The organism is Spirosoma aureum (assembly GCF_011604685.1).
In the GTDB taxonomy this organism is placed as follows: domain Bacteria; phylum Bacteroidota; class Bacteroidia; order Cytophagales; family Spirosomataceae; genus Spirosoma; species Spirosoma aureum.
The window spans coordinates 3,251,451-3,276,783 of record NZ_CP050063.1 but is presented as its reverse complement, the minus strand read 5'-3'; the positions used below and the strand labels follow the sequence as shown (position 1 = coordinate 3,276,783).

General features: G+C 48.7%; 19 protein-coding genes and 3 tRNA genes. 13 read left to right on the top strand and 9 right to left on the bottom strand.

The genetic code is table 11. The features are described 5' to 3' along the window. Positions 1-36: 36 nt before the first annotated feature. On the bottom strand, positions 37-645 hold the full coding sequence (locus G8759_RS12990) for an RNA polymerase sigma factor (protein WP_167208581.1): 609 nt from the start codon (positions 643-645) through the stop codon (positions 37-39). 790 nt (positions 646-1,435) lie between these two features. Here G8759_RS12990 and G8759_RS12985 point away from each other — a divergent pair. The 3 genes from G8759_RS12985 (at position 1,436) to G8759_RS12975 (ending at position 2,544) form a co-directional block, all read left to right on the top strand. Then, positions 1,436-1,509 (top strand) — tRNA-Cys (locus tag G8759_RS12985). Positions 1,510-1,599: 90 nt separating this feature from the next. Next, positions 1,600-1,674 (top strand) — tRNA-Gln (locus G8759_RS12980). Between the two features lie 387 nt (positions 1,675-2,061). Beyond that, positions 2,062-2,544: a response regulator gene (locus tag G8759_RS12975; protein WP_167208579.1), complete on the top strand. Its 483-nt coding sequence runs from the start codon at positions 2,062-2,064 to the stop codon at positions 2,542-2,544. Positions 2,545-2,763: 219 nt separating this feature from the next. Here G8759_RS12975 and G8759_RS12970 read toward each other — a convergent pair. Both G8759_RS12970 and G8759_RS12965 read right to left on the bottom strand, forming a co-directional pair. Further along, a tRNA-Thr gene (locus G8759_RS12970) sits at positions 2,764-2,847 on the bottom strand. A gap of 136 nt (positions 2,848-2,983) precedes the next feature. Further along, positions 2,984-5,359: a DUF349 domain-containing protein gene (locus G8759_RS12965; protein WP_167208577.1), complete on the bottom strand. Its 2,376-nt coding sequence runs from the start codon at positions 5,357-5,359 to the stop codon at positions 2,984-2,986. Positions 5,360-5,454: 95 nt separating this feature from the next. On the opposite strand from G8759_RS12965, the gene pdxH reads away from it, so the two are divergent. The 4 genes from pdxH (at position 5,455) to acs (ending at position 10,418) form a co-directional block, all read left to right on the top strand. Beyond that, a complete protein-coding gene (pdxH, locus tag G8759_RS12960; protein ID WP_167208575.1) occupies positions 5,455-6,096 on the top strand; it encodes a pyridoxamine 5'-phosphate oxidase in 642 nt (213 codons plus the stop codon). A 153-nt stretch (positions 6,097-6,249) separates the two neighbouring features. After that, positions 6,250-7,821 carry an MFS transporter gene (locus G8759_RS12955; protein ID WP_167208573.1) on the top strand — a complete coding sequence of 524 codons (1,572 nt, stop codon included), beginning with the start codon at positions 6,250-6,252 and terminating at the stop codon, positions 7,819-7,821. A 95-nt stretch (positions 7,822-7,916) separates the two neighbouring features. Continuing rightward, positions 7,917-8,132 (top strand): DUF6814 family protein, encoded by a 216-nt coding sequence (locus G8759_RS12950; RefSeq protein ID WP_162385507.1) that lies wholly within the window; start codon positions 7,917-7,919, stop codon positions 8,130-8,132. A gap of 375 nt (positions 8,133-8,507) precedes the next feature. After that, entirely contained in the window at positions 8,508-10,418 is a 1,911-nt protein-coding gene (gene acs, locus G8759_RS12945) for an acetate--CoA ligase (RefSeq protein WP_167208570.1), read from the top strand. Between the two features lie 119 nt (positions 10,419-10,537). Here acs and G8759_RS12940 read toward each other — a convergent pair whose 3' ends face one another. After that, positions 10,538-12,517 carry a sialate O-acetylesterase gene (locus tag G8759_RS12940; protein WP_167208568.1) on the bottom strand — a complete coding sequence of 660 codons (1,980 nt, stop codon included), beginning with the start codon at positions 12,515-12,517 and terminating at the stop codon, positions 10,538-10,540. A 244-nt stretch (positions 12,518-12,761) separates the two neighbouring features. On the opposite strand from G8759_RS12940, the gene G8759_RS12935 reads away from it, so the two are divergent. From G8759_RS12935 to G8759_RS12910, 6 genes are all read left to right on the top strand, one after another. After that, positions 12,762-13,655, top strand: a complete 894-nt coding sequence (locus G8759_RS12935) for an SDR family oxidoreductase (protein ID WP_167208566.1) — start codon at positions 12,762-12,764, stop codon at positions 13,653-13,655. Positions 13,656-13,901: 246 nt separating this feature from the next. After that, entirely contained in the window at positions 13,902-15,554 is a 1,653-nt protein-coding gene (locus G8759_RS12930) for a carboxylesterase/lipase family protein (RefSeq protein ID WP_167208564.1), read from the top strand. A 95-nt stretch (positions 15,555-15,649) separates the two neighbouring features. Further along, positions 15,650-16,771 carry a sensor histidine kinase gene (locus tag G8759_RS12925; RefSeq protein ID WP_167208562.1) on the top strand — a complete coding sequence of 374 codons (1,122 nt, stop codon included), beginning with the start codon at positions 15,650-15,652 and terminating at the stop codon, positions 16,769-16,771. Beyond that, positions 16,768-17,538 (top strand): LytR/AlgR family response regulator transcription factor, encoded by a 771-nt coding sequence (locus G8759_RS12920; protein ID WP_167208560.1) that lies wholly within the window; start codon positions 16,768-16,770, stop codon positions 17,536-17,538. The genes G8759_RS12925 and G8759_RS12920 overlap by 4 nt, the downstream gene beginning before the upstream one ends. Positions 17,539-17,603: 65 nt before the next feature. Next, positions 17,604-18,590: an amidohydrolase family protein gene (locus G8759_RS12915; protein ID WP_167208558.1), complete on the top strand. Its 987-nt coding sequence runs from the start codon at positions 17,604-17,606 to the stop codon at positions 18,588-18,590. A 189-nt stretch (positions 18,591-18,779) separates the two neighbouring features. Beyond that, positions 18,780-19,937, top strand: a complete 1,158-nt coding sequence (locus tag G8759_RS12910) for an esterase (RefSeq protein WP_167208555.1) — start codon at positions 18,780-18,782, stop codon at positions 19,935-19,937. 131 nt (positions 19,938-20,068) lie between these two features. Here the strand turns inward: G8759_RS12910 and G8759_RS12905 are convergent, their stop codons facing one another. The 5 genes from G8759_RS12905 to G8759_RS12885 all read right to left on the bottom strand — a co-directional run bounded on the left by G8759_RS12905 (position 20,069) and on the right by G8759_RS12885 (position 25,331). Then, positions 20,069-20,887 (bottom strand): phytanoyl-CoA dioxygenase family protein, encoded by an 819-nt coding sequence (locus G8759_RS12905; protein ID WP_167208553.1) that lies wholly within the window; start codon positions 20,885-20,887, stop codon positions 20,069-20,071. A 165-nt stretch (positions 20,888-21,052) separates the two neighbouring features. Continuing rightward, positions 21,053-22,522: a phytoene desaturase family protein gene (locus G8759_RS12900; RefSeq protein WP_167208551.1), complete on the bottom strand. Its 1,470-nt coding sequence runs from the start codon at positions 22,520-22,522 to the stop codon at positions 21,053-21,055. A 69-nt stretch (positions 22,523-22,591) separates the two neighbouring features. Then, the gene (locus tag G8759_RS12895; protein WP_167208549.1) at positions 22,592-23,878 is read right to left on the bottom strand and encodes an O-acetylhomoserine aminocarboxypropyltransferase/cysteine synthase family protein; all 1,287 of its coding nucleotides are present in this window, start codon (positions 23,876-23,878) and stop codon (positions 22,592-22,594) included. 82 nt (positions 23,879-23,960) lie between these two features. Then, positions 23,961-24,848, bottom strand: coding sequence for a cyanophycinase (locus G8759_RS12890; protein WP_167208546.1), 888 nt, complete (start codon positions 24,846-24,848; stop codon positions 23,961-23,963). Between the two features lie 210 nt (positions 24,849-25,058). After that, the gene (locus G8759_RS12885; protein ID WP_167208544.1) at positions 25,059-25,331 is read right to left on the bottom strand and encodes a hypothetical protein; all 273 of its coding nucleotides are present in this window, start codon (positions 25,329-25,331) and stop codon (positions 25,059-25,061) included. Positions 25,332-25,333: the final 2 nt, after the last annotated feature.

The window sequence follows — 25,333 nt, the reverse complement described above, 5'->3', positions numbered from 1 at the left end:
CGTACGATACCGTGTTTTACTCTATTTCCTAGTCTATCACACGACCAGTAACAGATCGCCGGATTGTACTACTAGTTCCATAAACACACTGAAAGCAATGCCCATGTCCTTCTCTACGGCGAATTTGATCACCTTCATCGATCGGACCATGTGTTTCTTGATCGCGTTACTGGATACGCCCAAAATCTGAGCTGCTTCATCATAACTCTTGTCCTGCTGTCGGCACAGTTTAAATACGGCCCGGCTTTGTGGAGGCAATGAATCCAGAATGGTCTGTAGAAATTGCTGGTACTCTTTTACCTGTAATATTTCCTCCGTATCATTTTTCGACACGCAATAATTCCGAAGCACCTCTCCTTTGATGCGGTCTTCCACGGCCGCACGTTTAAGCACATTAAAGGTGTGATTTTTGGTAATCGTAAACAGGTACGACTTAAACGAATTGATTTCCTGTATTGCCCATCGCTCTTCCCAGATTTTCATGAATACCTCCTGGCAGATGTCATTCGTAAGCTCACTCGATTTTATGAACTTGTAGATGAACCGATAAATACCCGGTCGATAAAAGTCGTACAGTTTATTAAATGCTTTTTCGTCGCCAACAGAAATCTGATTTAGCAAAATACTTTCGTTTGAAAAAGTCATCCCATGAAATGAGTTAAGTTGTTAGAGGTAACGGTTCTTACGATTTAAGTTGAATAGATAGGCGAACGATACATGGTAGGACAATCAACCTGAGCAATCTCTTGCGATTATCCTAAAAAACCACATTTACTTAAAATTTAATTTTACATTACTATCAAATATAAAAATATTATTCGCAAAATATATAGACTTCGAAATATAAAACACAGGCTTAAATGGAAAACTGGGTTGCTTAGGCTATCAAATTATCGGTATACCCGTAAAGTGCAGGGAGGGAAACTATCAATCCTTTTGTTGGGTGAGATCAGGCTTAATTTCGAACGTATCGATTAGTAAGGCCAACTAATCGGCGTCTTAGGTCAGTCTGTCTATTTGTAGTTATCTGAATAGAAAATAAGTGCAAATTCGGGTCTCTAATGAATGAGATTAGATCGAAACCAGAAAGCGAACTTACTTTGTCGGTTCGCTTTTTTTACAGAACCTCTTGTAAGTATTAAAGCCATTGCGTTACCTTTGCACTATGACTTTAACTAATCAACACCTATCCTGTTGTTTATTCTGCCAATGGCAGGACAGGCTATGTATTGACTAACGGATAGATCAATAACATAAAAGCCCCTGCCATCCGTGGTGGGGGCTTTTGCATACAGAAATATAGTCTCGCTTGGGGAGTAAGATGCGATGAGTTCGGTGCTCGCTATCCCCACATTTAGAGCAGACTGAAAATCCGTTATATTAGGCTGAGTGGAGGTTGGCGGTTGCCGTTCTAACTATACTTAGCTCATTCAATGGTTCGTTGGCCAAGTGGTAAGGCAGAGCTCTGCAAAAGCTCCATCCCCGGTTCGAATCCGGGACGAACCTCCACAAGTAATATATTGTTATTCCATTGGCTAGACGCCGGAAAGATCTCAGACGGCCAGCCATTGACAGTCAACCCCGACAGGGCATTTATTTTGCCGGATCGTACAGCGGTTAGTACAGCTGACTCTGACTCAGCAGACCTTGGTTCGATTCCAGGTCCGGCAACCAGGACGCAAGCCCCCCAATAAAATTATTATTTAAAGCTTCTTTTGTGGATTAGACTGCCCTCGTTGCAATCCGGCCCTGATGTGATTCATTCATCAAAGTATAAAGAGTAGTGAATCCAATATGTAAATCGTGTTACACGACCAAAATTACCAGGCATGAAGACTTATAGGCCAGGCTTTTTTATATCAGTATACTATTCGTAAAGCTGGCATGTATGTTAGACTGGGATTATGCCTTCCCGTAGTTACTTAATATGGAGAATGTAGAATAGATTGTTTATTAAGAAAAATATAAATAAACTATCCCCTATCCGTAGCCTCACTTTAAAGTAAAAAGAGAGAATTATAGAACAATTTTACTATTTCATTGTACTGGTAGTTGATTCGAATGATCAACAATCTAGTCATGAAAATGCTGCCATTACGGGTTTTATTAGTCGATGATGATGACGAGGATCGCCAACTGATTCGCGAAGCTTTAACTACGGCTATTGATCATATCCTGATTGAGGAAATGGCCACTGGAGAGGAGCTAATAAAATGGCTGGCACATCGGAGAAGTCTGCCTTCAACGGAGATGCGCAAGGAGAGTGCTTTAGTAACTATCATTCTTCTGGATATGCATATGCCTAAGCTAACAGGTCTGGAGACGTTGCAATCCTTGGGCGACACGAGGGATCTGGCTTACATGCCTGTGGTCCTGTTAACTTCGTCAATAAGCGAACCGCTCAAGCAGCAAGCCTATGAACATGGCATTCATTTATACATGGTAAAACCCGCAGGGGCCAGCGGCTTTTACCGGGTTGTAGAAGCCGTTAAGCTGTGTTATCGGGATACACTACGAATGCGGGATCAAAATGCCTTTAGTTAATTTAAGGAATGTACCGGGCTAGCTTTCAATGGCTCTGTTTGTGTTCATTAGGCCAGGGCTAAGGTGCTGCGGTATCGATCCGGATAGCATGCAGATTAAATTAGTTACCCTTCACTCCGACTGATCGGATGGGATCCCTGCTCGTTTTTAGGCAAATACACATACAAACGAAAAGCCGCCAACATGACTGAAGGCGGCTTAATCAATTGATCTTTTATGAGCCAGTGGAGGGATTCGAACCCCCGACGCGCTTGCGCATCCTGATTACAAATCAGGCGGAATCGACCGCTATCCGACACTGGCAATCCTCTTAAATTCGGCGGCCAGATGGCCTATCCCCGAATTGTGATGCAAAAGTAGTGCTTTCGAATGTAAACTACAAGCTTCTGCCTTAAATTTAGTGTTCCAATGAAAAAAACATTGGAACACTAAATGACACTTAAGCCTGCGCTACGCGTAACTGATGGCGTAAATCGTCTAATTGCTTCTCCGCATCAGCAATTTTACGGTCGATTTCAGCCCGAAGTTTGTCGGCATTCTTCGAACGGGCAAAAAACTCAATATTGTTCCGATAGGTAGCAATGTCGTTTTCAATGGATGTAATGCGCCGACGAATATCGTTCTCACGCTTGTTACCTCCGCTATCGCGATCACCACCCCGGTTGAAATCCCGGTCGCGACCACCCGAACGCGTCACTTCAGCTTCGTTCTGGAGCATAACCCGCTCTTTGTCTTTAGCCGGAATCTTACCTGTCGACCCAACCAGTGCATTGACGGCATTGATGTAGCGTTTCTGGGTAGACTGCATGTCTTTCTTCGGCACGAATCCGATAGCATTCCACTCTTTTTTGAACTCGTTTAGTTCAGAGAGGTCAGCATTTTCATTGGCAGCGGCTTCAATACGTTCGATCAGCGTTATTTTCTTCGCCAGGTTTGCTTCAAACTCGCGTTCCGTTTCCTGATTTTTCGAGCGTTTTTTATTGAAGAAAGCATCACAGGCAGCCTTGAACCGATCAAAGATCGAGTTCTTTTGCTTTTCAGGCACCTGACCGATGTTTTTCCACTGGCGTTGCAGTTCGATTACTGTCTGCGTGATTTCGGGCGACTCTTCACCCGAAGCCAGAATTGCTTCAACCTGTTCGCAAAGTTCCGTTTTCGCCCGGAGGTTTTCTTCCCGCTTGCTCTCCAGTTGCTTAAAAAACTCCCCTTTGTTATGGAAGAACGTTTTCAGCGCAGCCCAGAATTTTTTGCTCAGTTCCTTGCCCTCATCACGGGGCATTGGTCCTTTTATGGCATTCCAGCGATCCTGAAGTGCCATGACGGCCTTCGTCTTATCGTTCCAGTCGTTAATGCTGTTCGAGGTGAACGACGTAAGAGGGATTAGTTCTTCGTAAATCGCCGATTTTTCTTCGTAGAGTTGAGCGGATTCTTTCCGTTGCTCATTTGTCTGATCCCGACGCTTGTCGTACAGCACATCAAGGGCAACTTTCATCCGGCCCCACAGCACTTCCTGTTCAGCTTTTGGAGCCGGACCGATGTGCTTGTATTCTTCGAATAGGGCGTTGGCTTCGTCGATGGTCTGCCGCGTTACCGGCGTTTCCTCAGCAGCTTTTGCCATTGCCTCAACTTTCTCGATCACCTCCGCTTTTAGCGTAGCGTTGCGCTTACGGTCCAGTTCTTTTAGCTCAAAGTAGATATTCCGGTTGCTGTAGTACCGATCGACAAGCGCGTGATACGTAGCCCAGAGGGTGGCATTATGCGGGGAATTCATATTCCCGGCGGCTTTCCACTCGTCCTGAATTTTTTTGAACTCGTTCCAGCTTACTTTTGGATCACCGGCATTGTTCTCGTCGGTTTCAACCAGTTCACGCAAGCGGGTCAGCAGGTCCGTTTTCGCAGCAAAATTGGTATCTTTTGCCTTATCTAAATTCTGGAAATAAGTGTTTTTCTGGCTCTTGATCAACTTATACAGCTCATCAAATCGCAGAATGGTCTCGTCATATTTATATTCGAAACCCTCATCAGCACCCGTTTCAGCAACATATGCCTGCAAAGCAGCCTCGCGTTCAGCCCGTTTCATCTGGTCGAACAACGGCTTAACTTCTTTAAGTACCTGATCGGCCTTCTTAAAGTCGCCGGGGGTAACAGCCGCCACACTGATCGTTGCCAGTTGAGTTTCCAGCAGATTGACGAAATCCTGTTTCGAGAATTGGCTATAATCAACCGATGAATGAATCGAGGCATCATCGTCCGCATCGGTGATGTCGGCATATTGAGCCGTCACTTCATCTGTGACAGGAGCCTCCGAAGCCACTACATCCGACTCTACAGCTGTTTCTTCGGATGCTGGAGCCGCATCATCTGTCGTCGACTCCTGAGCTAGTTCAGCTACAGGCGCTTCAGCAGGAACCTCAGCAACAGCCGGCTCTATCTCAGCTTCAGCGATTGGCTCTTCCGTCTTCTCGACGGAGGCTTCCGGCTCATCCTGCGATTCGGCAGCCGACGTATCGGTAACGTCGGCAGGATCAGCTGGGGTTGGCACTTCTGACGTGTCGATAGCCTCAACTGGAGCAACCTCGGGAACTGTATTGACAGCGGGGATGTCGGTAGATGTTACATTGGTGTCGTCGGCACCAGCGGGTTCGGGCTGTGTTTCAGCCATTGAAACTTCCGCCGATTCGGACGTAGTTTCCGTACCCTCGACTTCCGGTGTGGATTGTGTCGTGGTATCTTCGGGAGTATTAACTGCCAGCTCGCCGGTAGCCTGATTCTTGGTGTCTGGCTGCTGGTTAATTTCCTGTTCTTGGTTTGCCATGTTGGGAACGTACCGATTACTTTTGCAAAAGTACGACAATATGCGGATTTTCCTGTATTCCAGCCATTGAAAAGCCGTTAAACCACCCTAAGTGTATGCCATCAGCAATCAGTGACTTACGTAAAGAATATTCGCTAAACGGTTTGGATACAACTGATGTTTTATCTGACCCGATCGCTCAGTTTCAAGTCTGGTTTAATGACGCCCTGAACGCCAAGGTTCCTGAGCCAAACGCGATGTACGTCAGTACTGTTACAGCAGATGGCCGACCCGACGGACGGATAGTTTTGCTCAAAGGTATATCGGAGGCTGGCTTTGTCTTCTTTACGAACTATGAAAGCCGTAAAGGTCAGGAACTTGCCAGCCACCCGTTTGCCACGCTTACGTTCTTTTATCAGGAACTCGAACGCCAGATTCGCATTGAAGGTCAGGTTGAAAAAGTGAGTTCAGATGAATCAGACGCCTATTTCAGCAGTCGCCCGCGCGGGAGTCAGATCGGCGCCTGGGTATCGAACCAGAGTTTGGTGATCGAGAGCCGCGAGGTGCTCGAAAATCGCCAGCATGAGCTCGAAACACAGTTTGCCGATGGACCCGTGCCGCGTCCATCCTATTGGGGTGGCTATCGGGTCATTCCCGATGCGATTGAATTCTGGCAGGGGCGGCCAAGCCGACTTCACGACCGAATTCGCTATCGGAAGCAAGCCGAAAACTGGCTCATCGAGCGGCTTGCCCCCTGAAGAATGGTACACGTGGGCTATTGGCTACCGGACTTTGACGACCCGATTATTTTTAAGCCGATCATCAACCATCCCGCATTTACAGGCCAGATACGGTAAAATTTGACAGTTGGTTGCTTTCTTGGGCAAGATTCCCCCTTTCTACTCTTCTCTATGACCGGCAAAAAAGCCAAAGTCCAGCAGGCAGTTTCGAAGCGAACTCTATTTAGTGTCATTTCGGCCTCATCGGTCGGTACGCTCATCGAATGGTACGATTTTTACATTTTCGGCAGCCTGGCCGCTATTCTGTCGTCACAGTTTTTTCCGAAAGATAATCCGACAGCGGCTCTGCTATCGACACTGGCAACCTTTGCGGCCGGATTCGTTGTGCGGCCATTCGGTGCACTTGTTTTCGGGCGATTAGGTGATCTGGTCGGTCGGAAATATACGTTCCTGGTAACACTCGTCCTGATGGGTGGCTCCACGTTCGCCATCGGGCTCATTCCTGGCTACGCAACGATTGGCTTCTGGGCTCCCCTTCTGGTGCTATTGCTCCGGCTGATTCAGGGACTGGCGCTGGGGGGTGAATATGGTGGTGCCGCTACATATGTGGCCGAATATGCACCCGAAAATCAACGGGGTTATTATACGAGTTTTATCCAGACAACTGCTACGCTGGGCCTTTTCGTGTCGCTGGGGGTTATTCTGATCACCCGCGAATCACTGGGTGTCGAAGCGTTTGCCGACTGGGGCTGGCGGGTGCCTTTTATCTTGTCTATTCTGTTAGTCGGCGTTTCGATTATCATTCGAATGCGCATGGCCGAATCGCCCTTGTTTTCGAAATTAAAGACAGAAGGCAAAATCTCGAAAAATCCGCTGGCCGAAAGCTTCGGTAAGAAACAAAACCTCAAAATGGTACTGCTTGCGCTATTTGGGGCAACGGCAGGTCAGGGTGTAATCTGGTATACGGGGCAGTTCTACGCCCTGTCATTTATCCAGAAAGCCTGTAACGTTGAGTTTGTTCAGTCCAATGTTATTGTCGCTGTAGCCTTGCTGGGCGCAACGCCATTTTTCGTTATTTTCGGAGGATTGTCGGATCGGATCGGACGCAAGAACATCATGCTGGCGGGTATGTTACTAGGGGTCCTCACCTATCGCCCGATCTACGATAAAATGTACAGTCTGACGGATCTAACCACCAGACAGGAATTGTCAGACGCACAGACCATCAGCCGTAAACTGGCGAAACAACCAAATGGTGATCTGCTTACGACCTCAACAAAGTCCCATTTCTATTCGGATGGACTGATTGCGAAAGATATTGAGAAAACAATTGCGACCAGCAAGGCGCCCAATTCGCCGTCCAAACCAGAGCTGACGAAAGCCGTAGTTCTGCCCTCTCGCAGCTTTTGGCTGATGATATTCCTGGTATTCATCCAGGTGCTCTACGTAACCATGGTCTACGGACCGATTGCGGCTTTTCTGGTCGAATTGTTTCCAACCCGGATTCGCTATACATCGATGTCGTTGCCTTACCACATCGGCAATGGCATTTTTGGCGGACTTACCCCTTTTATTGCAACGGCCCTTGTGGCAACGGCAACGAAAGCGAACGAAGTGGCACCAGGATCGGTCGATAAGCCCTATCTGGAAGGGCTCTGGTATCCAATTCTGGTGGCAGGCGTTTGTTTTGTGATTGGGCTATTATACCTGAATAATAAACGGTACACGACTGCGGACGATTGATGTTCGGATTGAACACAGGCTCCTCAATAACGAATCATTTTATCAGGCACTAGCCTTATTCCTATTCATCCTGTATTTTCCATTTTCACATTCCTATGGATGCAATCAAAAAATACCTGGGTATAGTCTGGATTCTTCTTGGCGTGTATGCAGGCTACGACCGAATCACCGACAGTCTGACAAAAATCGCCAGCGACAAACTTGAAGACCGGGTTTTCGGCTGGGTGGTACTCTGTGTGCTCGTACCCATTGTCGTTGGCGGGCTAATTCTATTTGGCACGTATGCCTGGCAAGAGGAATACGACGAATAAGTCGGTTGTCAGACTTCCGTCGCTCTCTTTATTCATTCACCTACGACTGTCTGCAAAGCTTTACCAGAAGCCTTAAGGACAGTCGTAGGTGTTTTAGTATGATTGTTTCGTTTGTTCTGATCACCCGAAAACCAAACGAAGCACCTAACAGGAAAAACGGCAGGAATTGAGTACAAAAAAATACTTAATTACATTTTTAAAATATTTTAATATATAAAAATCTAATTTTACCGGCATTGTGTGGGTTCAACTGGCCAGAAAGCACTTCCAAACATCGCGATTCGTTAAGCTTGATAGTTTTGTTGAATTGCCATTGCCTATATAAACTTTACTTTTACGGCGCTATTCGTTCTTTCACTATTTTACTATTTGATTATGCGTATCCGAACCTTTGACGAATACAAAACTGCATACCAAAAAAGTGTCGAAGATCCCGAGGCCTTCTGGGCTGAGGTTGCTCAGAATTTTCAATGGCGCAAACCCTGGACCAAAACGCTGCAATGGAACTTCACCGAACCAAACGTCAAGTGGTTTATTGGCGGAAAACTCAACATTACGGAAAACTGTCTTGACCGACACCTTGCTGAACGGGGCGACCAGCCAGCTATCATCTGGGAACCTAATGATCCAAATGAGGCTGGGGTAACGCTAACGTACCGGATGCTTCATGATCAGGTTTGTCGGTTTGCCAATGTGTTGAAACGGAATGGCGTCGTTAAAGGCGATCGTGTCTGTATTTACATGCCCATGGTGCCCGAACTGGCCATTTCTGTATTGGCCTGTGCTCGTATTGGTGCCATTCATTCGGTCGTTTTCGGAGGGTTCTCAGCCCAGAGTATTGCCGATCGGATCAATGACGCCCAATGCAAAGTGGTTATCACAGCCGACGGTGCGTATCGTGGCAACAAGGAAATTCCACTGAAAAGTACCGTCGACGATGCGCTGATCGGTTGCCCAAGCGTTGAGAAAGTAATTGTGCTGACTCGTACCCGCACACCGGTTTCGATGCTGAAAGGCCGCGATGTATGGTGGGAACAGGAGCTCAAACAGGTCACTGCCGACTGCCCGGCCGAAGAAATGGATGCCGAAGACATGCTGTTCATTCTCTACACGTCCGGCTCTACGGGTAAACCGAAAGGCGTTGTTCACACCTGTGGAGGATACATGGTCTATGCAGCCTATACGTTCCAGAATGTATTTCAGTATGAAGGAGCCGGGGACACGGCTGCCCAGGTATTTTTCTGTACGGCTGACATCGGCTGGATTACCGGGCATAGTTATATCGTCTATGGTCCGCTAGCTTCCGGAGCAACCTCGCTCATTTTTGAAGGTGTACCCACCTACCCTGATTGCGGTCGATTCTGGGACATTACGGACAAGCACAAAGTCAATATTCTCTATACGGCTCCTACGGCGATTCGCTCACTGATGGGATTTGGTCTGGAAAAAGTCGAAAATCATGACCTGAGCAGTTTGCAGGTATTGGGTTCCGTAGGTGAGCCCATTAACGAAGAAGCCTGGCACTGGTACGATGACAATATTGGCAAGAATCGCTGCCCGATTGTCGATACGTGGTGGCAAACCGAAACCGGTGGCATTCTGATTTCGCCACTGGCTGGTATAACCAAAACCAAACCAACCTTTGCGACACTACCATTGCCAGGTATTCAGCCGATTCTGGTGGACGAGAACGGTAAGGAAATCGAGGGCAATGGCGTAAGCGGAAATCTGTGCATGAAGTTTCCCTGGCCGGGTATTCTGCGAACCACGTATGGTGATCACGAACGATGCCGTCAAACGTACTTTGCGACCTATCCGGGTCTGTATTTTACTGGCGATGGTTGCCTTCGCGACGAAGACGGCTATTATCGCATTACGGGTCGGGTTGATGATGTACTGAATGTATCGGGGCATCGCATCGGTACGGCAGAGGTCGAGAACGCAATCAACATGCACACAGGCGTGGTAGAGAGCGCAGTGGTCGGTTACCCGCACGATATCAAAGGTCAGGGAATTTACGCCTATGTGATCACCGATCAAATGCCAGCCGACCATGACGCCGACCTGACCAAACGAGACATTCTGGCAACCGTAAGCCGGGTTATTGGTCCCATTGCTAAACCCGATAAAATTCAGTTCGTTGCGGGCCTACCCAAAACACGTTCCGGCAAGATCATGCGCCGGATTCTGCGCAAAATCGCCGAAGGCGATACTGGCAACCTGGGCGATACATCGACGCTCCTCGACCCGGCTGTGGTTGATGAGATCAGGGCGGGAGCAGTCTAAAACATATCCTGCCAACGCAGGAAACATAGTAAAACAGCCGGGCCAATTGGTCCGGCTGTTTTGGTATCATGAGCCTAAGAAAATCCAACCATAAGCAGGAAAGAGCTTTACAATTCAGGTCATTGATCACCAAATTTAGTCGCTTCGGTAATGCCTTTCCAGGAATCGGTACGGAACGGTACGGCCGGAAAAGACTCTTTGTTATAGAGATTCACGTCGCCGTTATCGTCGGCCCAACCATACCGGACAGCAACGGGATTGCTAACTGAATCAGCGTGAACGACCACCGTATTGGCTTGTATTTCGGCTTTCGCGTAATAAAACTTCTGATCGGCTCCGGCAACTTCAAATCCTTTCAGATAGCCATATCGGTCCTTCACCATCAGTCCAGTACCGACATTCTGGAAGGTCACAATGGCACGATTTCCATCAACGCGCATACTACCAAACATAGGTCCGCGCGAAGCATCACCCAAAGCGGTCTCTCCTTTAGCCGTTCCGGCATAGGCCACCCGCATGGCTTCGGCGGCAAGACGATTCCCAACGTCCAGTTTGTTTTTAGGGTGAATATCCTTTGACTCACCAATGTCCGACGTTACAGCCATACCCGTATTGGGGAGCTGAAGGGTCAGGGTCTGTGCTTCACGAAGTTCAGCCCAGCTACTGCCATGCTTACTATCACCATTAGCCGAATTAAAGCTGGCTAATTGAACAAACAGGAATGGAAAATCTCTACCCCAGCGTTTCCGCCAGTCCTGAATCATGAGCGGAAATGCTTTGCGGTATTGGTAAGCCCGGCCCGCGTTCGATTCACCCTGATACCAGATTGCCCCTTCAATAGCATACGGAATTAGTGGATTCAGCATGGCATTGAACAACTGCGTCGCATACGTATTCGGGCCCGGATTGAACGACGATGGAAACACCGTGGCTACCCGATACTTCCATTGGCCAGCGAGCGGAATATCCAGATTCTCGCCCGAAAGTTTCACGTCTTCCGGTTTCCCCGCTAAGCCCCCTGCTCCCGCTTCGTCCACAACCCGAACGGCAATAATATTACGGCCCGGCTTTAGCAAACCATCGGGAATGGCATACGCACGGGGAAGTAATCCTTTCGAACTTCCTACTAATTGACCGTTGACAAAAGTTGAATCTTTATCGTCGACCGACCCGAAGCGAAGCGTCATTTTTTTGAGCGTAGCATCATCCGGGATCACCACCTCACGCCGGAACCAGACGACCCCATCCAGCGTAGGCAATCCGCCCCACTCCCAGTCACCGGGCATTCCCATTGATTTCCAATGATCGGTGTTCAGCGCCGGATCTGACCAGGTACGTTCTTCAGCCGCCGTTGGTAAACCTCCCTGCTGTTTCTCCATTAACAGCCGGGTGCGCTCTTTCCCTGCCTGGATTACTTCTTCATAGCTGGCAGGTAGCTTACTGGCCACCGTTCGAAATTCATCCGTTTGACTGAGCGCATCGCGACTGGTCCACGTTTCGGAGTGAGTTCCTCCCCAGGTGGTGTTGATCAGGCCAATGGGTACGTTCAGTTGTTTTTGCAGTTGGCGGGCGAAGTAGTAGCCAACTGCCGTGTAAATCGAAGCCGTTTGTGGGCTACAGACAGTCCAGGTACCTTCGATGTCATCCTTCGGGGTAAGGCTGATTGCTTTTTTTACCATCAAATGACGGATGTTTGGATAATTGGCAGCCTTCACTTCCTCTTTTCCATTGACAGCCGATTGAAGCTGCCACTCCATATTCGACTGACCAGAACAAACCCAGACTTCGCCAAGTAACACATCGTCGAACGAGACTGAATTCTTTTTACCGGCCACAGTCATCTGATACGGGCCGCCAGCTTCCATGGGATCGAGTGAAATAGTCCATTTCCCGTCTTTACCCGCCTTTATTGCTTTCGTCTGACTATTGAACGAGACGGTCACTTTCTCGCCTGGATCAGCCCACCCCCAGACCGGAACAGGCTTCCGGCGTTGCAGTACCATGTGCGAACCGAATACGTTCGACACCCGGACATCGGCCAAAGCCGTCTGAATCGCCATCAGACTTAGTAATAAAGCGCTCCATTTAAAACCTTTCATTCGTATTCAGGATTTAGTTGATTAAACGTGGCTGTTGAGCATTCGATTTTAAGCAATGGATACTTAAGTCAGGCTTTGGATTCAGGCTGTAGATAACAGACGTGTGTTACCAAAGTTTATCTGCTAATTAATGAAGGTCTTTCGCAAAACCATGAATTAACCATCGCCAATCGAATTCTTAGTACATATAAAAGACTCAACGTATCATTTTTCCTTATTTATCCAGTTTTTTTTCTCACTGAATGTGACAGGCGAACGAATTCTGATTACCGGCGCGACGGGAAATGTGGGAGCAGAAACACTTCGTGAGCTCATCCATCATTCCGAAAAATCTCATTTCGAGGTTATTGCCGGTGTGCGTGACCCAGCTAAATCAAGGCCGCTTCTAAAGGTTCAGCCGGATAGGTTTGTGAAGCTGGATTTTGCCGACACCCGGACATTTGCCACTGCCCTGACTGGTGTTAGCCGGATGCTGTTGGTGCGGCCACCCGAACTGGCCAATGTGGACAACTATTTTAAACCGTTCATCGAGGCCACGAAGCAGGCTGGTGTTCGGAAGGTAACCTTTCTGTCGATGCAGGGCGTAGAAAATAATCCTGTAACTCCGCATCATAAGATCGAGAAGCTCATTGTTGAGGCTGACCTTGAGTTTACATTTCTTCGGCCCAGTTTTTTCATGCAGAACCTGTGCACCACGCATCGGGATGAAATCCGGCTGCGAAACGAATTATTTATCCCAGCGGGAAATAGTCGTACTAGTTTTATCGATGCACGCGACGTAGCAGCCATAGCCGCACTGGCCCTTACCAGCCAAAGCAGTGAACACTTCAACCGAGGGTATGAATTGACAGGCTCCGAAGCGCTGACCTACCACGAGATCGCTCAAATACTGACCGATTCATTAGGCCACCCAATCGTTTATCGAAAACCGTCAGTGCTGCAATTCATCTGGCGAAAATGGCGTAAGGAAAAGCTGCCTCTGAATTACGTCTTGATCATGACATCCATGTATACTATTGCCCGAACAGAAAAAGCAGCCGGAATCATGACCGAAACCGAGCAATTGCTGGGCCGTCCTCCGATCACATTCAGGCAGTTTGCCACCGATAATCGTTCAGTTTGGATGCGTGATCAATAGCTCGCTCCCCAGTTTGGCCAATCGGCCAGCATCCGTTTTCCCGATCATTTTCATTAAAAGGATTATAAATTGGATTTAACCCGAAAAATCCTAACTCCAACCTCGCAAACACGTCATTGATCATCTTTTTTTTTCGTTGCCAATGACTGTTCATCAACTTCGCTTTAACGTTTCTGCCAGCTAGAATAACATGTATAGCACTTTGAACAAAGCAAACACCTGACTTCTAAACAGATACCTAAACCCATGAACCTAAACCCTACCCGTTTTCTGGCCCTTTTACTGGTCGGTTCATTACCAGTCACCGCTCAAAAAACGGCTCCGGCCGGGCTGCCTTTGGTTACGGGCAGCAAGACGGCCGTTGTCACAACCGAGTCCGGCTCTGTCAGAGGCTTCATTCACAATGGCATTTACACCTATAAAGGCATTCCGTACGCCAAAGCCAAACGGTTTATGGCACCGACGAAACCTGACTCCTGGACAGGTGTACGCTCGTCGATGGCATACGGCCCCGTGTGTCCAATAATGACACCGACCAGTCAGGTCAACGACGAGAGCGAATTTGTCTATCACCACGACTGGGGCTATGCCAATGAAGATTGCCTGCGATTAAATGTCTGGTCGCCCCAAGTGGCCACTTCAGGGAGTGCCGTTGCGCGCAAACGTCCGGTTATGGTCTGGTTGCACGGAGGTGGCTATTCTGCGGGTTCGTCTCAGGAATTACCGTCCTATGACGGAGAGAATTTGAGCCGTACGGGCGATGTAGTATTGGTGTCGGTCAACCATCGGCTCAATGTGCTGGGATTTCTGGACCTGTCCGATTATGGCGCTACCTATAAAGCATCAGCCAACGTGGGCATGATGGATCTGGTAGCGGCTCTGCAATGGGTTCATGCCAATATCGATCAGTTCGGGGGTGATCCATCCAACGTTACCATATTCGGTCAATCGGGTGGAGGTGGCAAAGTATCGACGCTCATGTACACGCCTTCGGCTAAAGGATTGATTCATAAAGCCATTGCCGAAAGTGGTACTGCTCCACAATTTCAGGAACGCGATATAACGCACCGGGTGGGTGCGGCCGTTCTGGCGGAACTTGGCCTGACTGCCAGCCAGATTGATTCGATTCAGACCGTCCCGTACGAAAAACTGGCCGCAGCCGGCAATCGTGCCGTACAGAAGGTTCGACAACAACTGGCTGCTGAAGGTAAATCGGTCATGGGACTGGGCTGGGGACCTTCCCGAGATGGTACGTTTTTACCCTATCAACCCACTCAGCCCGAAGCGCTGGCACTTTCCAGTGACGTACCACTTCTGGTTGGCTCGACCAAGAACGAATTCATGCCTTCGCTCAGTGGCAACCTGCGGGACGCCACACCTGAGCAGGCGAAAGCGCAACTGCAAAAACGCTTTGGCGATAAAACAGACGCTTACATTACCGCGGTTAAACAGGCTTATCCCAAAGACTCCAAAGCCAGTGATCTGATGGATATCGATGATCGATTCCGAAGTAATACGCTCAAGCTGGCTAATTTAAAATCGGCTCATACCACTGCGCCGGTTTACGTGTATCTGTTCACCTGGCAATCTCCGGTGATGGACGGAGCTTATAAAGCCGTTCACTGCATGGAGATTCCGTTTGTGTTCAACAACATTGCCCGCTGCGAAGAAATGACGGGGGGTGGTAAGGAGGCTTACGACCTGGCCCGTAAAATGAGTCAATCGTGGGTTAGTTTCGCCCGTACCGGTAATCCAAACTACAAAGAATTACCCAACTGGCAACCCTATACAGAAGCAACCGGCACGACGATGTTATTCGACAATCAGTGCGTGATCAAAAACCATCCCGACAAAGAGATTCAGGCCCTGGCAACCAGTTCCTCTTCCCGCCTGCCTTAAGTAAACAAGTGTCACATAGCGTTCTTTATACCAATCGGTCAAAATGATTATTTTCGGCCGGTTGGTAGTTATCAGCCATAAACAGTTCATCAACAATGGCAGAAATCGCGGGGAGCTACCTAACGAATCGGCAACGGTGGCAACTGGCAACGACCGTTTTTGCTATTTACTGGCCCATTCGACTGTACGTAGCCATCAATCAGTTCTCGCTGACGCTTTTCAGAAAGGTATGGCCTTTCTGGATCATGGAAATTATCGTTACGATTCTTTTCTTTTACCTCTGGATCACTGTAACCGATTGGTTTCATCAACGGATTTTCAGGCTATTCAATAAAGGTTTTCTCATTGAATTCAATTTACCGGCCCAACTGGCTACGTTACTGATTGCGGTTGGACTAGCGGTTTTGTTTAACATGGGGTTCTATCGCTTGTGGTTAGTTATGGCCCGGCTGGAGCCCATCCAGCAGTCAACATCGATTCAGTCGCCAGCGAACCTACGCCGGGCGAATCGATTTGCGGACGGTGGTCAGCATCAAAAAGTTGATAATGGATTGACTATCATGGCCATGTTAGCAGCCTTTTACTTAGCAGCTAACCGCAGAGGTTACAAGCAGTTAGAAGACATCCGCGTGAAAGCGGAGCAAATGAAACAGGAGGCCGCACAAGCTCAGTTTGTAGCCCTGAAGAATCAGGTCAATCCGCATTTCCTGTTCAATAGCTTCAGTATTCTTTCTTCGCTCATTGCGGTAAACCCGAAGCTCTCTATTCAGTTTGTGGGGCAATTGGCCAAATCGTACCGCTATGTTTTAGAGCAACATGATGCCCAATGTGTTAAACTCCGGGATGAACTAGACTTCGTGAAAGCGTATACGTTTTTGCTACACATTCGCTTCAGCGACAAGTTTCGGGTCATTACGAATATTCCGCAGGAGAAAGCGGATCAATATAGCATCGCTCCACTGACCCTACAGTTATTGATTGAGAATGCAGTCAAACACAATCAAATGTCGAGTGAAGTGCCCTTACTGGTCACGATCGATATGGAGCAGGAATATTTACTGGTCACCAATTTGATTCGACTTCGGCCCAAAACCGAAGTATCGACGGGGCTGGGTTTAAAAAACATCATCAAACGCTATCAACTGCTGACGGATCGGCCCGTATTAATTGAGGATCAGGCGAATGTGTTTCTGATAAAAATCCCCTTGCTCGAATGAATGTATTAATTATTGAAGATGAGCCCCTGACAGCCCAGAATCTGGAACTACTCCTGTATGAGTATGATCCTCAGATTCGTGTACTCGCTCAGCTCCCATCGGTCAGCAAATCGGTTCAATGGTTTAGAGCTCCGCAGCCTCTTCAGCCGGACTTGATTTTTCTGGATATTCACCTGGAAGATGACCTGGGCTTCAGTTTAATCAAAGAACTGAATCTAACGATTCCAATCATATTTACGACGGCATTTGATCAGTATGCCCTGCAGGCTTTCAAGGCCAACAGTATCGATTATTTACTTAAACCGATTGAGGCTGAAGAGCTGGCTGCTGCCATTGACAAGTTTAAACTGGTTCGGCAAAACCCGTCAACGACCTTGCTGGATACAACGGCTTTGAATCAGTTGATGAAAAAACTGGACCCGCCTGCTTACCGCGATCGGTTCCTGGTGAGTATCGGACCTCGGCTTCGAACGATTCGAACCGACGAAATCGCTTATTTCTTTTTCGAGGATAAAGCAACGTTTGTAACACCCCATTCGGGCATTCCCGTATCGATCGATTATAGTCTGGATCGATTGGGGCAACTCGTCGATCCGGATCACTTCTATCGCGTCAATCGATCGTTTCTGGTCAGCGCGTCGGCGATCAAATCTGTTTATGCTTACACCGGTAGCAAACTCAAAGTAGAACTTGTTCCTCAACCCCGTCAGGAGGTATTTGTCAGCGTTGATCGGGTGACCAGTTTCAAAGAATGGATGGGAAAATAAGTCATTCATACGCGCTGACTCCACTTCATGTTTTTTGAATCCTACATTTCCTTACTCCTTTATTGATGAAAACACGATTAGTACTCCTGATCTTTTTACTGGTAGCCGCTCGCTCAAACGCGCAAACGACACCCCCCGGCCGACCACTACCCATCATCGACGTGCATGTTCACGCCATGAAAGTTAATACCAGCTTTGCCGTTGAGATGTGTCCCTGGTTTCTGAGAGATATGCCGGGGGGCGACCCCAATCAACAGATGAGGGCTTTCCTCAATGCCCAATGTGTTGATCCCCTGCAACCGGCCAAATCCGATGCGGAAATGCAGGCCTCCGTGCTGGAAACCATGAAGCGACTCAACATGACCATTGTTGCGTATGGTGATCCCCAGATTTTACGACAATGGAAAAAAGCGGCCCCAGACCGGGTAATTGCAGGAATTGGCGTTAGCTCGCCCAATCAGATGACCGTACAGGCGTTTACGGATTCGATGTCTTCGGGTTTTTATCAGGTAATGGGCGAAGTGGCTCCCCAGTATCAGGGCCTTTCGCCCAGCGATATGTCGCTCGATGCTTATTTTGCGGTAGCCGAAAAACAAAATGTTCCGGTGGGTATTCACATGGGTACGGGCGGCAATGGCATGGCCAATCTTACGCAGGCTTCGTACCGGGCCTCGCTCGGCCGACCGTTTCTACTTGAAGATTTATTGGCTCGCCATCCCAAACTGAAAATATGGGTTATGCATGCCGGTTATCCCATGATCGATGAAATGATTGCGCTAATGGGCGCGAATGCCTATGTGTATGTAGATCTGGCCGGTTTTATCTGGAGCTATCCACAGGCCGAAATTCATGCTTACCTCAAACGGCTGGTACAGGCTGGATTTGGCAAGCGGATTATGTATGGTACGGATTTTATGATCTGGCCAAAATTATTTGAAACGTCACTCAGCGTCATTGAGAATGCGGATTATTTGTCATTCGATCAGAAACGCGACATTTTATTCAATAATGCCGTTCGCTTTTTTCGGTTGGATGCCAGCAAATTTAAGTAACCTTTACATGTAAGACTTTGGCTTCGAGCCGTTCCACGGTTACTAGTGATTAACAAACAAACCACCGTCCGCGGCTGCGGTGGCACGGCTCGAAGCTAAAGCCCTAACATGGTAATTCCGAAGGGTCGAGTACTTTTCTCTACCCTTTCTCATTCGTCAGTCATTCCTTTTAAACCCGTTCCTAAACAGATGAAAACGTTGATCAATGCCCGCAGTTTTCTGCTACTATGTGCTACCCTAATTTCGATGAGAGCCATGGCTCAAATGCCCCAGCGAACAACAACACCCAACGACACTCTCAATTCGCCTAAGGTATTGGGCGATAAGCGGGTGATCATTCAGATCTATGCGCCCAAAGCGAGTGAGGTAACAGTGGGCGGGGACTTCCTGTCCGGACAGAAACCCCTTAGCCTGACCAAAAACGAACAGGGCGTCTGGTCGGTAGCGATTGGTCCATTGAAACCCGATTATTACTCGTATACCTTAACCGTGGATGGCGTACGAACAATGGACCCCAAGAACCCGGTTGTCAAGCAGGGGATCAGTAGCTTAGAAAACATGATGGCAGTGCCGGGTCCCGAAACGGCTTTCGAAGATAATCGGGCGGTGCCCCATGGCGAGGTGCGGGCCGTCTGGTATTCGTCGAACACATTGGGCATGATGCGCCGGATGCACGTTTATACGCCACCCGGTTACGAAAAAGGCGCGGGTAAATATCCTGTCTTTTATTTGCTGCATGGCGGAGGTGATGATGATTCCGGCTGGAATACCATCGGTCGGTCGGGCTTCATTCTCGATAATCTGATAGCGGCAGGAAAGGCAAAACCCATGATTGTCGTGATGCCCAATGGCAGTATGCCGCTGCCCCCTCAAACAGGTACGCCCGATGCGCAAACAATGAACCGGTTGCGGGATTTGTTTGCCGGCGAACTCTTGAAAGAGATCATGCCTACCGTCGAGAAAAATTACCGCACCTTGGCTACCCCTGACAACCGGGCCATTGCGGGTCTGTCGATGGGTGGCTTTCAAACATTGGACGTGACCCTCACCCATCCTGAATTATTTAATTACGTTGGTGTATTTAGTTCAGGTTTCTTTGGCGCTACCGCCGATGAGGCCGACACAAAATATGCGAAGGTTTTGAACGATCCATCCTTCAACAAGGGGAAAAAACTTTTCTGGGTGAGCATTGGTAAAGATGATTTTGTGATGGAAGCCAACAAAAAAACGCTGGCCCTACTCGACAAACACAACATTAAATACCAATATAAAGAGAGTTCCGGTGGCCACACCTGGATTAACTGGCGGCAATACCTTAATGAATACACACCCATGTTATTCAGATAACGAACCGCAGTAGACAGGCAAAATAGACGCCTTTCGCCCCGTAACTTCTTGCGTTGACAGGACGAAAGGCGTCTATATTTAAAGCGAGCTCAATTAGCCAACTGTTCATTCAGCCTGCGAATTATCCGCTTTTACCCAATAACTTTACTGGCCAACCGGTGGTAAAATGGAGTCTTACTAGCTGCCGTTTTCCGCTGATATTCGCCTGTAACAAGCGGAATATACATTACCCGGCGACGGCTCAACGCGCCGACGTGGGGCGACTGCTGCACCCGATGCCATAAACTACCATTATGAATCGTGAGATCGCCTGCTTCAATATCAAATCCAACTTCACGCGGATCAGGTCGGTGGTCGACAAACTGCCGCTTGCGGAACAGGGTCAATAAAGTGCTCTGTTTGTGGGTACCGGGCAAAACGCGCAGACCACCGTTTGTCATCGGGCAGTCGTCTAGGTGCAGGCCTACGTTGAGCATTGGCCGAATACGTTGTCCCAGAAACAGATCGCGCGGGCTATCGGTATGCCAGCCCATGCGGGAGAAATTACTCTCCGGCGTTCGTACATAATGATTGATCACCAGACCGTCCTTTTCTTCTTCACCGATACGTCCTTCGTAGGGTTGTAACAGATGCGTCAGATTCAGAAAGCGGCTATCCTGTAGAAATTCATGCAGAACCGGGCTAAACAACGACGAAAAGGCGAAACGCTGTACGATACGCCGACCAGTTTCGTCGTTCCCATATTTGATGGGGGTTCCATTTATTTTATCCACGTTTTCGGCAATGAAATGGGCTTCGATACGCTTCATTTCGGCCAGAAAAAGCTGCACATCCTGGCGACTAACGAAACCCTTGATGTGTAGATAGCCGCTTTTGTTGAAAAACGAAATCTGCTGCTCCGTGAGAAAATCGCTTGTGGTTATTTCCGAAACTTTATTTGCTGTCAACATAATACAAACGAGTAGGCTTGAACAAATGAAAAGTGCGTTTAACGGGTATGGTCTGTGAATTTTTCAGAAAACCCAAAAACTAATAAGTTCTATAGATTTAATAGTTTATAAATCACCAGGCTAAGAAAAATAGACTACAGTCTTCTGCATGGTTAGAATTTCACTTTAACCTGTGGCAAGTGACACCGTTACGGGCAGAGCAAATCCTTCGCGTAGGGCAACCCGGGCCGCATGATACCCGCACATGCCATGTACCCCGCCACCGGGTGGCGTAGACGATGAGCAGATGTATATGCCGGGAGCCGATGTCCGGTAAGGCGACAGGGTAACAACGGGCCGGGTATACAACTGACGGATGTCAATGATGCCGCCGTTGATGTCGCCCCCTACGTAATTTGGGTTATACATCTCCAACTGGGCCGTGTTCATGGTATGTCGCGCCAGAATTTGGTCCCGAAAACCGGGCGCGTACCGCTCGATCTGACGTTCAATAGCGTCTGTTCGGTCGACCGTCGAGCCATTTGGGACGTGGCAGTATGCCCAGGCTGTATGTTTCCCTTCCGGTGCACGTGTCGAGTCAAATAGACTTTGCTGCGCTAGCAACACATAGGGTCGATCCGGGTGCTGCCCCTGCGACGTAAGCCGTTCTGCTTCAGCGATTTCTTCGAATGTACTGCCCAGGTGAACTGTTCCAGCCTGTCGGCATTCCGGAGCCGTAAACGGAATTGGCCCATCCAGCGCCCAATCGACTTTAAACACGCCCATGCCGTATCGATAGTTCTCTAATTGCCAGCGATACAGCCGGTTTGCGGTTCCGGAAGCGAATCGATCACCCGCTATACCAAGCAATTGTTTTGGTGTTACATCAAACACGGCGACCTTCGCCGACGGTAACTGACTCATTGACTGAACCGGCGTATTCGTCTCAATTTTGCCGCCAATCGACCGAAAATACGACGCCAACGCATTGGCAATAGCCCGTGAACCACCCTTAGGAACTGGCCAGCCCCGCAGGTGCCCCGCCGTCATCAGGACCAGTGCAATGGCCGACGTTGTCAGATTCGATAACGGCTGAATGGCATGGGCCGCCATTCCGGCAAACAAACCACGGGCTTCTTTTGTCTTGAACCGTTTAACCAATTGCACTGCCGATGGCAACGCATCCAAACCAAATTGAGCCATGTCGAATGGATGCTTTGGAAAGCGTAACGGCCCCAGCACATCCGCAGCCATTGTTGGCCAATGGCGCACCAGTGGTTCCAGCAAATCCAGATAGGCCCGCTCATCGATACCCAGTGTACGAGCTGTTTCGCTAACCGACGGTCGTAGTGAGGCAGCGGTTCCGTCGTCGAAGGGGTGCGCAGCTGACAAAGGCGGGTAAATAAACTCCAGCCCATGTTCAGCCAACGGAAGGCTCTGAAAAAACGGGGAACCTGCCGCCAATGGATGAACTGCCGAGCAAATATCATGCATAAAGCCAGGCAATGTCAGTTCTGCCGAACGCAATCCGCCCCCAATTTCGGCTTTGGCTTCCAGCACCAGTACCGATAGACCGGCTTGTTGCAACGTAATCGCAGCACTCAGGCCATTCGGTCCAGAGCCAACCACAACGGCATCATAATCTGGCTTACTCAAAATTGAACTTTGTTTTTGGTTTACGGGAGCCTGACTCTAGTATTCTGGCTCCCGTAAACCGTATTCTGGTTATAGCTGGGCAATTGCCTGTTCGATGTCTTCTTTGATATCGTCAATGTGTTCGATACCGAGTGAAACCCGCAGGCCCGTAGGCGCAACACCGGCTCCCGATTGCTCTTCTTCGTTCAATTGAGAGTGCGTAGTTGAAGCGGGGTGAATGATCAGGGTTTTCGAATCGCCGACATTGGCCAGGTGGCTTATCAGTTTCAGGCTGTTTACAAATTTTTCAGCACGGGCTTTATCCCCTTTCAGTTCAAAGGAAAGGACACCACCGAAACCTCGTTGCAGGTATTTTTTGGCTAATTCGTGATAGGGACTACTTTCCAAGCCCAGGTAATTAACGGACGCTACCTCTGGATGCCGCTCAAGCCACTGAGCCAGTGCCAGCGCATTTTCGGATGTCCGTTCAATACGCAGCGTGAGTGTTTCCAGGCCCTGCAACAGCAAAAACGAATTAAACGGCCCTTGCGATGGACCCCAATCCCGTAAGCCTTCCACTCTGGCCCGGATAATGAACTGGATATTGCCGAATGGGCCGCCTACACCGAACACATCGTTCAAGACAAGACCATGATAACTCGGCGATGGCTGCGTGAATTGCGGGTATTTACCGTTCCCCCAATTGTACTTACCTGAATCGACAATAACACCCCCAATGGTCGTCCCATGTCCGCCAATCCACTTCGTAGCCGATTCGACAATAATATGAGCACCGTAGTCGAAGGGTTTACAAATTGCACCGGCTGCTCCGAAGGTATTGTCAACGATCAAAGGGAGGTCATACTTTTCGGCCAGCTGCGCAAAGGCGTCAAAGTCGGGAACGTTGAAGCCAGGGTTTCCGATGGTTTCCAGATACAGGAACTTGGTCCGTTCATCAATCAGTCGTTCAAAGCTTTCGACCTTGTCGCCGTCGGCAAAGCGGGCTTCAACGCCAATGTTTTTGAAGGAATTCTTGAACTGGTTATACGATCCGCCGTACAGATACGTCGTGGTTACGAAATTGTCGCCAACCGTCGTAATGTTGTTGATGGCAATAAACTGAGCCGCATGACCCGACGCAACGGCCAGAGCTGCGACGCCCCCTTCCAGAGCTGCTATGCGCTTCTCAAAGACATCGCCTGTCGGGTTCATGATGCGCGTATAGATGTTGCCAAACTCTTTCAGCGCAAACAGATTAGCGCCGTGTTCGGTGCTGTTAAAGGCATAGGAAGTCGTTTGATAAATGGGGACCGCACGGGCATTGGTTGCCGGGTCGATCTGTTGACCGGCGTGCAGTTGAAGTGTTTCAAATTTCATCTTGCGTTATTGGTTTGTTAAGGGGTTGATAGGTAAATGTAAGTGTTGAGTAAATCAGAAGCGATGCATTCAATAAATCGACTTATTTAGCGGGTTCGTTCGGTCGCGGGGGCTGCTGGTTCAGTACCTTACGCGTCTGCAAATCGAACTTCTGTCCTTTACCCAGGAAAAAAAACGGACCACCTGTGCTGTTCTGACCCGATGGGTATTTGGCATTATTGGCAATCTGGTCGGCGGTGTAGACAGCAACATACGATGCGCCCATCACCTCAAACGTATTTTTCTGAACGACAATAGCGGTCCCTTCGTCAATGCCGACACCTAACAGTTCGGGCCGCGCTTTAATGACATCAATGAGGTCAAACTGGCGATTCCGGCGCAGAACATGCTGATCGATAGTCACATTATGAATGAAATCGAGACCCTCTGTGTGATCACCGATCATGATTGAGTTCCCTTTTGTGTCACCCCGCACCATGAATGATCCCTGAATGGTCGCCCCGGCCGATGTACCACCAATGACACCACCCCGGCTCAGTACAGCATTGAATTCCTTATGCGCCAACGTGTTCAGATAGGAATCGGTTAACCGCCAGTGACGACCACCTACGAACCAGACCCCCGTTGCTTTTTTCAAAGGAGCAACGAACGATTCCTGATTGGCAACCTTCGGATCACGGGTATGCAGAATGGTTATGTTTTTCACGCCCAGGCTCTGGAGTCTTTCAGTTTCTCGGGGCGCTTTGGTAGCTGAAGAATCTTCGCCTGCCGTAGGCACGATAACGATGTTGGCATTGGCGGGTCCACCCGCTAATTCAACGAAACGGCTCCAGAGTTCGGGAGCCATGCTGCCGCCCCCTACAATGACGAGTGCACCTTTTTCGGGGCCAACGGTTTTGGGTTGAGTCTGTGCGTTGCTCAACAGGGAACTTAGGGTAAAAAAGAGGAGAATGCTGAATTGCTTTTTCATGCGTTTTTTAGGTTGTTAAATCAGTTCGTCAGAACGTTGTGTTTTCGACAATTCAGGACTAATAAATGCCCTCAAACACACAGCCTAACGGGATTTAAAGATAAGGCGAATAACCCTGATTCTATACCCACAGCATCTCAGTATCTAGATTTATACGCCATAGCGTTTTTTAGCTAATCCTTCAGTCACGATAGGCCAACTGCCAGGTATTCAACACATACTGTTCTGAACTGGCAATCCAAGATTTACGTAAGGCAGTAAATCGTCGGTATCCGTTATTGGGCGGAACAGTGTAACTATGAATCGACGTCGACAAACCCACATTTCAACAAAAAAATGGTCGACGGCGTATAAGTGTAGCCGAAAATCGGGTAAATGCCGGGTAGCAACCGGTTGGCCTTTCTGCCAGATAATTGCTGCCTGCTCGGCAAACGGTAGTCCATCGAATTCGGATACCGTCTTTCTTACTTTACTGTTAATCATGA